The organism is Nonomuraea sp. SBT364, assembly GCF_001083785.1.
In the GTDB taxonomy this organism is placed as follows: Bacteria; Actinomycetota; Actinomycetes; order Streptosporangiales; family Streptosporangiaceae; genus Nonomuraea.
In genome coordinates, this window is record NZ_LAVL01000237.1 from 1 (window position 1) to 10,574 (window position 10,574).

Genomic DNA, 10,574 nt, shown 5'->3' on the forward strand with positions numbered 1-10,574 from the left:
CCGCCGCGCAGCCGCCCCGTCCGGCCCCGCGGCCGGCCTACCCCGCAGCTCAGCCGGCCTACCCGGCCGCGCAGCCGGTCTACCCGGCGCCGGTGCCGCAGCAGGCCGCCAGGCGCGGCCGCCGAAGGTAGTTGCACATTCAGCCATCGGCCGCGCATACTCCCTGGGTCGGATCCTAGGGGCGGACATGTCGGCTATTGATCATTTCTCGTACGGGCTGCTCACCCCCGTCCTGGCCTACGTGATGTCCAGCGTCGGCTCCATGCTCGGCCTCCTGCTGACCTCGCGCGCCCGCCTGGCCGGCCGCAAGGAGGGCACGTGGTGGCTCGCCGGTGCCGCCGTCGCGATCGGCGGCACCGGCATCTGGACCATGCACTTCATCGCCATGATGGGCTTCTCGGTGCCCGGCACCATGATCCGCTACGACGTGCCGCTGACCGCCGCCTCGGCGCTGCTGGCCATCGTGGTGGTCGGCGCCGGGCTGTTCCTGGTCCGCCACGGCGGCGAACGCCCGCTCGCCCTGCTCGGCGGCGGCGTCCTGACCGGCGTCGGCGTGGCCGGCATGCACTACATGGGCATGTACGCGATGAACATGTCCGCGCACGTCTCCTACGACCCGCTGGTCGTCACGCTGTCGGTGCTCATCGCCGTCGCGGCCGCCACCGTGGCGCTCTGGTTCACCCTGCGGGTCCGCGGCGCGCTCTGGATCGGCCTGGCCGCCCTGGTCATGGGCGTCGCGGTGACCGGCATGCACTACACGGGCATGCAAGCGATGACGGTGCGGGCGCACGCGATGACGGGACCTGTGCCCGGCTCCCGGGCCATCGACTTCCTGCTGCCGCTGATCGTCGGCCTCAGCGTGGTCACCATGGGGCTGCTGCTGGCCGTCGTCCTGTCGCCCTCGGAGCGGGAACTGCGCAGCGAGCGGGAGTTTCTCGACCGGCTGCGGGAAGGCGACGGGGGCGCGCCGGAAGTGGATCTGTTCGGCACGCCCCGCGGTTGAGCTATCGCGTAGGTACGGCTTGCGACGCGTGGTGGGCCGCCGACTCTCCGCGGCGCAAGCCGTACCCTCGAAGGGGGTTGTAGCGGTAACCCCGCTGCTCCAGAAGGTACGGCCGCCCGCTTGCAAGCCGCTTTCAATCAGCCGAAGAACACCTCCGCCTCGGCGTAGCGCGAGGCCGGCACGGTCTTCAGCTCGGCCGTGGCCTCGTCGAGCCCGACCCGGACGATGTCGGTGCCGCGCAGCGCCACCATCGTGCCGTAGTCGCCCTCGTGCGCCGCGTCGATGGCCTGCAGGCCGAACCTGGTGGCCAGCACCCGGTCGTAGGCGGTCGGGGTGCCGCCGCGCTGGATGTGGCCGAGCACGGTGGTGCGGGCCTCCTTGCCGGTGCGCTTCTCGATCTCCTTGGCCAGCATCTCGCCGATGCCGCCGAGCCGTACGTGACCGAACGCGTCGAGCTCGCCCGCCTGCAGCTCCATCTGCCCCTCGATCGGGTGCGCGCCCTCGGCGACCACGATGATCGGCGAGTAGCGGGTGCGGAAGCGGGACTCCACGTACTCGCAGACGCGGTCGATGTCGAACGGCTTCTCCGGGATGAGGATGACGTTGGCGCCGCCCGCCATGCCCGCGTGCAGCGCGATCCAGCCGGCGTGCCGGCCCATGACCTCGCAGATGAGCGCGCGGTGGTGCGACTCGGCCGTGGTGTGCAGCCGGTCGATGGCCTCGGTGGCGATGTTGACGGCGGTGTCGAAGCCGAAGGTGTAGTCGGTGCCGGACAGGTCGTTGTCGATCGTCTTGGGCACGCCGACGACTCTGACCTCGCGGTCGTAGAGCTGCTTGGCGACGCCCAGGGTGTCCTCGCCGCCGATGGCGATCAGCGCGTCGACGCCGGTCGCGGCCAGGTTGTCCTTGATCCGGTCGACCCCGCCCTCTATCTTGATCGGGTTGGTGCGCGACGAACCGAGGATGGTGCCGCCTCTGGGCAGGATGCCTCGCACGGCCTGGATGTCGAGCGGCATCGTGTCGCCTTCGAGCGGGCCGCGCCAGCCGTCACGGAAGCCGACGAACTCATGACCGTAGACGCTCACCCCCTTCCTGACGACAGCCCTGATCACAGCGTTGAGACCGGGGCAATCGCCACCTCCGGTGAGCACTCCGATACGCATGGCGGGTTCCTCCCGACGGGGTTCACAACCAGAATCGCATTGTGCCCGTACCGGCGGGCATTGGTCTAGACCAAACGCGTGGCGACCGAGCGAAAGGCGATTTCGTGAGTGTGTTGGCCATCGACGCCGGCACCACGGGGGTCACCGCCCTCGTGGTGACCGAGGACGGCCGGATCGAGTCCCGGGGCTATGAGGAGTTCGCCCAGCACTTCCCCGAGCCGGGCTGGGTGGAGCACAACCCGGAGGACATCTGGCAGGCCACGCTGAGCGCCTGCGCCGCCGCGCTGCGCGGCGCCGCCGTCACGCCCGCCTGCGTCGGGATCACCAACCAGCGCGAGACGGCGGTGCTGTGGGACCGCCGCACGCTGGCCGCGCCGCGCCGCGCGATCGTCTGGCAGGACCGGCGCACCGCCGGGATCTGCGCGGAGCTGCGCGACCGCGGGCACGAGCCGCGTGTCGCCGAGCTCACCGGGCTCCGCCTCGACCCCTACTTCACCGCCTCCAAGCTGGCCTGGCTGGCCGCGCGCGACCCGCGCTCGTGGGAGGGCGTCACCTCCGGCCGGGTGGCGACCGGCACCGTCGACTCCTACCTGATCGCCCGGCTCACGGCGGGCGCGCGCCACGTGACCGACCCGTCCAACGCCTCCCGCACCCTGCTGTACGGCCTGGAGTCGGGCGCGTGGGAGCCGGAGCTGTGCGAGCTGTTCGGCGTGCCGCGGGAGGCGCTGCCGGAGATCGTGCCCAACTTCGGCGAGCTGGGGCGCACCGACCCGGCCGCCTTCCTCGGGCTGGACCTGCCGATCAGCGGGGTGGCGGGCGACCAGCAGGCGGCGCTGTTCGGGCAGACGTGCTACGGCGCGGGCGAGGTGAAGTGCACCTACGGGACGGGCTCGTTCATCCTGTCCAACACCGGCACGGAGCTCGTCCGGTCCGGCGCGGGGCTGCTGACCACGGTGGCCTGGCAGGCGCCGTCGGGCGAGCGCACCTACGCGCTGGAGGGGTCCATCTTCGTCACCGGCGCGGCGGTGCAGTGGCTGCGTGACGGGCTCGGCCTGATCGGCACCGCGCCGGAGTCGGAGGCGGTGGCGCGCACGGTGCCCGACAGCGGCGGCGTGGTGTTCGTGCCCGCCCTGACCGGGCTGGGCGCGCCGCACTGGGATCCGGACGCGCGCGGGCTGATCACCGGCCTGACGCGCGGCACCACGCGGGCGCACCTGGTACGGGCCACGCTGGAGGCGATCGCGTTCGAGGTGCGCGACGTGGCGGGCGTGATGGGCGGCGGCGAGATCCCAGTGCTCAAGGCCGACGGCGGGGCCAGCGCGAACGACCTGCTCATGCAGTTGCAGGCCGACCAGCTCGGCACGCCGGTGGAGCGGCCGGTGATCCAGGAGACGACGGCGCTGGGCGCGGCGTTCCTGGCGGGGCTGGGCGCCGGGGTCTGGGGGTCGGCCGCCGAGCTGCGCCAGACGTGGCGGCTGGATCGGCGCTTCGAGCCGGGCGAGCGCGACGACGCGGCCTACGAGCGCTGGCGCGCGGCCGTCGCGCTGGCCGTGACGTGATCCGCTACGGACCGGTCAGCACGTGACCATGCCGTCGTACCTGGCGGCCCGGCCGCGATAGGTGGTGGCGCTCGTCCCCGGGGCGAGGGTGATGCAGGAGGAGTCAGGGGCGAAGGCCCAGATCATCTTGATGTGCTTGGTGGACGCGCAGTGGTTGGTCGCCTTGGCGAAGTCGTACCAGTCGGTCCAGGTCTGCCGCTTGATGCAGCTGGGGGCCGACGCCATGATCGACATGTCCGGCACCTCCTCGCGCGCGTCCGGCTGGAGCACCACCGTCCCGCCGGTCGCGGCATCGACGACCACGTCGGCTCCGCCGTCATCGGGGGAGGCTGCGGAAGCCGGGCTCTGACCGGCGAGGATCAGCACGCCGGTCACCAGGGCTAGCGATGCGGCAATCTTGCGCATTCAGGTCTCCTCGACACTTGTGAGCCGTTGACGGGCGTGACGCTAGCAATGGGCGGTATGTCCCAGGTATGCCGCAAGCGTCAACGCCGGGTTGACGGCCCTCGATCGTCAACCTATGGTTGACGCATGGAGCACAGCGTTCGTCTCGACGATCTGATCAACGCGATCAAGGGCCGCCACCCGGACGGCGACCCCCTGGGTGAGCTGTCCGACGCCGTGACGCTGGGCGAGCACCTGGGCGAGGTGGCCGACCACCTGATCGGCCACTTCGTGGACCGGGCCCGGCACGCCGGCGCGTCGTGGACCGACATCGGCCGCAGCATGGGCGTCACCAAGCAGGCGGCCCAGAAGCGGTTCGTGCCGAAGGAGGGCGGGTCCGGCTCGCTGGCCGACGACCTGCGCAGCTATACCCGCTACACCGACCGGGCCCGCGTCGTGCTGGTGCGCGCCCAGGAGGAGGCCCGCGGCCTCGGCCACGACCACATCGAGGTCGGGCACCTGGTGCTCGGCCTGCTGCACGAGCCGCAGGCGCTGGCGGCACGCGCCATGGAGGCGTGCGGGGTGTCACTCGCCTCGGTGCGGAAGGCGGTGGTGCCCGCCCTCGGGCCGGGCAGTCCGCCCACGCCCGGGACGCCGCCGTTCTCGGCGCAGAGCAAGAAGGCGCTGGAGCTGACGCTGCGCGAGGCGCTACGGCTCGGCCACAACTACGTCGGCACCGAGCACCTGCTGCTGGCCGTCCTCCGGCTGAAGGACGACCCGGCCACGCGCGCGCTGAGCGGGCTGGGCGTGACCGCCGAGCCCGTCGAGGAGCACGTCACGCACATGCTCGGCGAGGTGCTGCTCAGGCAGGCCGATCAGGACTGAGCGGGCAGCACGCAGGACGGGCTCTCCACCTCGATCACCTCGCCGGTGGCCGCCGGGACACCGTCGCGCAGCGCGAACACGGCGACGCCGCCGGAGCGCTGGTCGGCCACGTACAGGCGGTCGCCGTCGATCGCGAAGTGGCGCGGCCAGTCGCCGCCCGACGGCACCTCCGCCACCGGGCTCAGGTCGGCCGCGCGCAGCACGGCGATCGTGTCGGGCCCCCGGTTGGCCACGTACACGAAGTCGCCGGCGAGCTCGAGGTGGGACGGGGCGTTCGGGCCCGGGGCGGCGGAGGCCGGCACGCGGGTGACGCGCTCGCCCTCCAGCAGCGTGACGGTGCCGTCGAGCTCGCCCGCCACGTAGAGGCGCGAGCCCGCGAAGGCGAAGTGGCGCGGGCCGGTGCCGGGCGGCAGCCGGATCGGCTCCAGCGGCCCGCCGCCGGCCGTGTAGCGGCGGATCTCGTCGGTGCCCAGGTCGGAGACGTGCAGCAGGCCGTCGTGGAAGACGCACTGGTGGGCGTGCGGGCCCGCCTGCCGGTCGGGGTCGGGGCCGGAGCCCCGGTGCCGCAGCACGATCGGGTCGCCGGCGAACACGCCGCGCCCGTCGAGGCGGTGCAGGCTGACCACGCCGTCGCCGTAGTTGGCGACCGCGAGCAGCTCGCCCGACGGGTGCACCGCCACGTGGCAGGGGCTGTCGCCCTCGGTGGAGCGCTCGTCCCAGGGCGAGAGCCCGCCTTCGGTGCCGTAGGCGGTGATCCAGCCCTGGGCGAGCTCGCCGACCGCGTAGAGCACGGGCAGCGAGGGGTGCAGGGCCAGGAACGATGGCGACGCGAGCCGCGTCAGCCCCTCGCCGGTGCTCAGGATCCCGGGACCGTAGCCGCCGATGTAAAGGTGCCTCTTCACGGGGACATCATCTCATGGTTGACTTCGGCAATGGATTCGCTGACCGAGGCAAGGGTCTCGGAGGTGCGGGCGTTCAACCGCTTCTACACCAAGGCCATCGGGGTCCTCCGGGCCGGCATGCACCGCTCCCCCTATTCGCTGACGGAGAGCAGGGTGCTGTTCGAGGTGGCGCGGGCGGGCGAGCTGGAGACCGGCGAGGTGCGCGCGCTGCTCGACCTGGACGCGGGCTATCTGAGCCGGATCCTGGCGAGGTTCGAGGGCGACGGGCTGATCGTCCGCGAACGCTCGGCCACCGACGGGCGCAAGCAGGTGGTCAGGCTCAGCGCGGCGGGCGGCGAGGCGTTCGGCGTGCTCGACCGCGGCTCGCAGGAGGAGGTCGCGCGGCTGCTGGCCCGGCTGCCGGAGGATGACCAGCGGCGGCTGGTCGGCGCGATGGCGACCATCAGGGCCGTGCTCGGCCCGCCGCTCCCGCGCGAGCCGACCGTGCTCAGGCCGCCGCGGGCGGGCGACCTGAGCTGGGTGGTCCACCGGCACGGTGTGCTCTACGCCCGCGAGTACGGCTGGGGCATGACGTTCGAGCAGACCGTGGCGAAGATCGTCGGCGAGTACGACCCGGTCCGCGACGCGGCGTGGATCGCCGAGGTCGGCGGCGAGCCGGCGGGCTGCGTGTTCTTCGTGCGCAAGGACGCCACCACGGCGCAGCTGCGGCTGCTGCTCGTCGAGCCGTCCGCGCGCGGCCTCGGCCTGGGCCGGCGGCTGGTCGAGGAGTGCGTGCGCCACGCCAGGGCCGAGGGCTGCAAGCGGATGGTGCTGTGGACGCGCGGCTGCCTGGAGAGCGCCCGGCGCATCTACCGGGCGGCCGGGTTCACGCTCGACTCCCGGGAGCCGGGCGTCGAGAACGGGGCCGAGGTCATCGAGGAGATGTGGTCGCTCGACCTCTGGGCCACCAGTTGAGCGGCCCGGCCAGCCGCATCAGGCTCGGCACCAGCACCGCCCTGATCACGGTCGCGTCCACCAGCACGGCCACCGCCATGCCGACGCCGAGCATCTGCACGAACGACACCGAGGCGGTGGCGTAGGCGGCGAAGGTGAGCGCCAGGATGCCGCCCGCGGCCGTGATCAGCGGCGCGCCGCGCTGCAGGCCGGTCGCCACCGCCTCACCGGTGTCACCGGTCCTGTCGTACTCCTCCTTGATGCGCGACAGCAGGAACACCTCGTAGTCCATCGACAGCCCGTAGGCGACGCAGAGCATGAGGATGGGGATGCTCGGGTCGAGCGAGCCCGTCGGGGTGAAGCCGAGCAGCCCCGACAGGTTGCCCTCCTGGAAGACCCAGACGATGGCGCCGAACATGACGCCGAGGCTCAGCACGTTCAGGATCGTGGCCTTGACCGGCAGGATCACGCTGCGCGTCATGACCGCCAGCACCACGAACGTCACCCCGAGCATGAGCGCCAGCAGCAGCGGCAGCCGGTCCACCACCGAGGCGCGGTAGTCGGCCAGCTCGGCCGGGTAGCCGCCGACCAGCACCGCGAACGGCGGCTCGACGGCCCGCACCGCCTCGGCCAGCCGCACCGGGTCGGCGAGCGCCTCGGCCGACGGCACCACCGACAGCCAGCTCCCGCTCCCCTCGAACCTGGACAGATCGCCGTCGCCGGTCCGCCGCCCGTCCGTGAAGACCCCCGCGGCGGAGTCGACCTGGGCGACGCCGGGCAGCCGGGACAGGGTGACCGCATACCCGGTCACGCCGTCCCGGCTGCCGCCGGAGCCGGTGGAGACGATCTGGATCGCGTCGGTCTCCTCGGCGGGGAAGCCCTGGCGGATGACGTCCTGCACCTGGCGGGGCCCGGCGTCCGGCGGCAGGATGCGGTCGTCGGCGACGCCGAAGCGCAGCCCCAGGAACGGCGCCGCCAGCACGAGCAGCACCGCCGTGGCCACGCCGCCGAACACCAGCGGCCGTCGCATCACCCGGACCGCCAGCGTGTGCCAGAACCCGCCGGACCGCACCGGCCGCTGCCGCCGGGGCAGCATCGCGCCGCCGGCGACGGCCAGCACGGCGGGCAGCACGAGCACCGCGGTGACCAGCCCGCCGATCACCACCGCGATGCCGGCGTACGCGAACGACCTGAGGAAGTCGAACGGCAGCGCGAACAGCACCGCCAGGGACGCGGCCACGGTCAGGCCGCTGAACAGCACCGTGCGCCCCGCGTGCTCGACGGCCCCGGCGACCGCCGCCGCCCGGTCGCGCCCCAGCGCCACCTCCTCACGGAAGCGCGAGATCACGAACAGGCAGTAGTCGATGCCCAGCCCGAGGCCCATGGCCAGGGTCAGGTTGAGCGCGAACGTCGAGATGCCGGTGAACAGCAACGGCCCGCGCAGCAGCGCCAGCGCGATCGCCATGGCGAACACCCCGGCCAGGATCGGCAACAGCGCGGCCGGCGCCCGCCGCAGGTAGAGCCAGAGCAGCGCGAACGCCAGCGGGAAGATCACCAGCTCGGCGCGGACGAAGTCCTGCCTGGCCAGCGGCACCGTCGCGCGGAAGACCTCCTCACCTCCCCCGGCGCGCACCCGCAGCAGCTCGTGCTCCGCGGTGATCGCCGGCACCAGCGCGGGCAGCACGCCCGCGCGCACGTGGTCGGCGTCGCCGGGGACGCGCACCAGGATCAGCGCGTGCCTGCCGTCCGCGCTGCGCAGGGTGGCGGGCCTGCCGCGGCTCCAGTACGACTCGACCTCGGCCACGCCCTCGTGCGCTTCGGCGCGGCCCGCCAGCGCCCGCCCGGCCGCCTCGACGGCCGGGTCGTCCACCGTGCCGCGCTTCGCGGTCACCAGGAAGATCATGTCCGGGCTGCCGGTGCCGAACCGCCCGGCCAGCTCGGCCTGGGCCCGGTCCGACTCCGATCCCGGGGCCTCGAACCTGGCCAGCGACATGCGCGGCACCGCGCCCGCCGCCAGCGTCCCGGCGAGCACGGCCAGCGCCAGGGCCAGCCCGAGCACCGCGCGCCGCCGCCTGACCAGGAAGAACCCCAGTCTCCGCAACGGCGCCTCCCGCCCATGGGTCGTCACCACTTCCGCCCCCAAACTCGGTAAACTGCTCGTGTTTCATCGGCCGAACCAGAAATACAAGTAAATGCTCGCATTTGTCAAAGCGGTGACCCATGACTGAACGCGCGGTGCGCCGGCAGGCGCGCGGGCTGAAGCGGATGGCGGAGATCCTCGACGCCGCCGAGCTGGTGATCGCCGACGTCGGCTACCCCGACCTGACGACGAACCAGGTGGCGGCCCGGGCCGGACTGTCCCCGGGCTCGCTGTATCAGTTCTTCCGCAACAAGGAGGAGATCCTCGACGGCCTGGTGACCCGTTACACGGCCGACCGGGAGGAGTTCTGGGCGGCCAGGCTGGCGGCGGTCACGCCGGAGGTGCCGCTGGAGGCGCTGGTGGGCGCGCTGGTGGACGAGAGCGTGTCGTTCAAGAGCTCCACCCCGGCCTACTGGTCGCTGCTGTACGGCAGCGCGACCGGCGACAAGCTCGCCTCGGCCGCCCGGGTGCTGCACGAGGCCGTCGCCCGGCAGGTCGCCGCCCTGCTGCGCCGCCGCTCCCCCGGCCTGGGCGAGGAGCGGGCGCTGATGATGGGCACGATGGCGGTGGCCATGGTCAAGGCCGTGATGCCGCTGGCCGGCGACGCGACGCCGGAGCGGGCCGCGGAACTCGTCGAGGAGCTCAAGGTGATGCTGGTGCGCTATCTGCGCTGATCAATCCAATCAGTCGCGGAAGGGGCCGGTCACCTCGTAGGTGGTCGACTCGCCGGACGCGGCCGTGGCCGAGAAGTAGAGCCGGTCGCCGCCCGGCCCGAACGCCGGCCCGGTCAGCTCGGCGTCACCGTCGAGCGCGAGGAACGGCGACAGCTCGCGGTCCGGCGTGACGACGTCGATGCGGGCGCCGGTGCCCGCGCCGTGCCGGGCCACGTACAGGTCCCCGGAGGGGGCGCTGGTGACGGCGCGGACGCCGTCGCAGACCCGCTCCAGCACGGACGTCCGCGTGTCGTAGGCCCACAGGAAGCCGTCGCCCCGGGTGGTGAGGAAGCACACGCCGCCGGCGTAGTGGCAGGCGTCGCCGCCGTCGAAGCGGCGCGCCCCGGCCACCTGGTGCCGGGCCGGCTTGATCAGCGCGGCCGGCGACGGCACCCGCTCCCACCCGCCGGAGCCGCACAGCACCTCCAGGGTGCCCTCCGTCAGATCGCCCCAGTCGCCCGGCCGGAACCGGTAGAAGCAGCCGTCACGCTCCGCCTCCGTCAGGTAGACGACCCCGAGGCCGGGGTCGCAGGCCGCCGCGCCGTGCGCGAAGCGCCCCATGGCCAGCCGGGGCCTGCCCGCGCGCACGCCGTACGGGTCGCACTCGAACACCCGCCCCCGATGGCCCAGCTCGCAGGACAGCCAGGTGTGCCACGGGGTGGCGCCGCCGCCGCGGTTGACCTCGGTGCCGGACAGGATGCGGTAGGCCGCCCCGACCGCGCCGTCGGCCCGGAACCGCACGGCCGACGCGCCGCCGAGCACCGGCAGCGCGGCGTTGGACACGTAGATCCAGCCGGGCCCGTCGGGGAAGCAGGCGCCCGCGCCGGGCGCCTGGTGCCACGTCAGCCCGGCCACCTTGCCGCCCGACCGCGCCACCACGCGCGCCCCAACT

General features: G+C 73.2%; 10 protein-coding genes. 5 read left to right on the forward strand and 5 right to left on the reverse strand.

The features are described 5' to 3' along the window. Nucleotides 1-187 precede the first annotated feature (187 nt). Entirely contained in the window at nt 188-1,003 is an 816-nt protein-coding gene (locus ADY59_RS44390; RefSeq protein WP_049576485.1) for an MHYT domain-containing protein, read from the forward strand. A 137-nt stretch (nt 1,004-1,140) separates the two neighbouring features. Here ADY59_RS44390 and ADY59_RS44395 read toward each other — a convergent pair whose 3' ends face one another. Beyond that, nucleotides 1,141-2,166, reverse strand: coding sequence for a 6-phosphofructokinase (locus ADY59_RS44395; RefSeq protein ID WP_049576489.1), 1,026 nt, complete (start codon nt 2,164-2,166; stop codon nt 1,141-1,143). 104 nt (nt 2,167-2,270) lie between these two features. Between ADY59_RS44395 and ADY59_RS44400 the strand changes: the two genes are divergently transcribed. Beyond that, a complete protein-coding gene (locus tag ADY59_RS44400; RefSeq protein WP_049576493.1) occupies nt 2,271-3,725 on the forward strand; it encodes an FGGY family carbohydrate kinase in 1,455 nt (484 codons plus the stop codon). A 15-nt stretch (nt 3,726-3,740) separates the two neighbouring features. Here ADY59_RS44400 and ADY59_RS44405 read toward each other — a convergent pair whose 3' ends face one another. Next, entirely contained in the window at nt 3,741-4,130 is a 390-nt protein-coding gene (locus ADY59_RS44405) for a hypothetical protein (RefSeq protein ID WP_156326121.1), read from the reverse strand. 126 nt (nt 4,131-4,256) lie between these two features. Here ADY59_RS44405 and ADY59_RS44410 point away from each other — a divergent pair, with 126 nt between their 5' ends. After that, nucleotides 4,257-4,994, forward strand: coding sequence for a Clp protease N-terminal domain-containing protein (locus tag ADY59_RS44410; protein ID WP_049576500.1), 738 nt, complete (start codon nt 4,257-4,259; stop codon nt 4,992-4,994). Here ADY59_RS44410 and ADY59_RS44415 read toward each other — a convergent pair. After that, the gene (locus ADY59_RS44415; RefSeq protein WP_049576502.1) at nt 4,985-5,896 is read right to left on the reverse strand and encodes a lactonase family protein; all 912 of its coding nucleotides are present in this window, start codon (nt 5,894-5,896) and stop codon (nt 4,985-4,987) included. The genes ADY59_RS44410 and ADY59_RS44415 overlap by 10 nt on opposite strands. Nucleotides 5,897-5,926: 30 nt before the next feature. Between ADY59_RS44415 and ADY59_RS44420 the strand changes: the two genes are divergently transcribed. Continuing rightward, the gene (locus tag ADY59_RS44420; protein WP_049576505.1) at nt 5,927-6,850 is read left to right on the forward strand and encodes a bifunctional helix-turn-helix transcriptional regulator/GNAT family N-acetyltransferase; all 924 of its coding nucleotides are present in this window, start codon (nt 5,927-5,929) and stop codon (nt 6,848-6,850) included. Here ADY59_RS44420 and ADY59_RS44425 read toward each other — a convergent pair. Beyond that, nucleotides 6,807-8,930 (reverse strand): MMPL family transporter, encoded by a 2,124-nt coding sequence (locus tag ADY59_RS44425; protein ID WP_231619185.1) that lies wholly within the window; start codon nt 8,928-8,930, stop codon nt 6,807-6,809. The two genes, ADY59_RS44420 and ADY59_RS44425, sit on opposite strands and share 44 nt — an antisense overlap. Nucleotides 8,931-9,049: 119 nt before the next feature. Here ADY59_RS44425 and ADY59_RS44430 point away from each other — a divergent pair, with 119 nt between their 5' ends. Continuing rightward, nucleotides 9,050-9,643, forward strand: coding sequence for a TetR/AcrR family transcriptional regulator (locus ADY59_RS44430; RefSeq protein WP_063780977.1), 594 nt, complete (start codon nt 9,050-9,052; stop codon nt 9,641-9,643). A 9-nt stretch (nt 9,644-9,652) separates the two neighbouring features. Here ADY59_RS44430 and ADY59_RS44435 read toward each other — a convergent pair. Continuing rightward, on the reverse strand, nt 9,653-10,574 hold a 922-nt coding region (locus ADY59_RS44435), incomplete at its 5' end, for an alkaline phosphatase PhoX (RefSeq protein WP_049576514.1).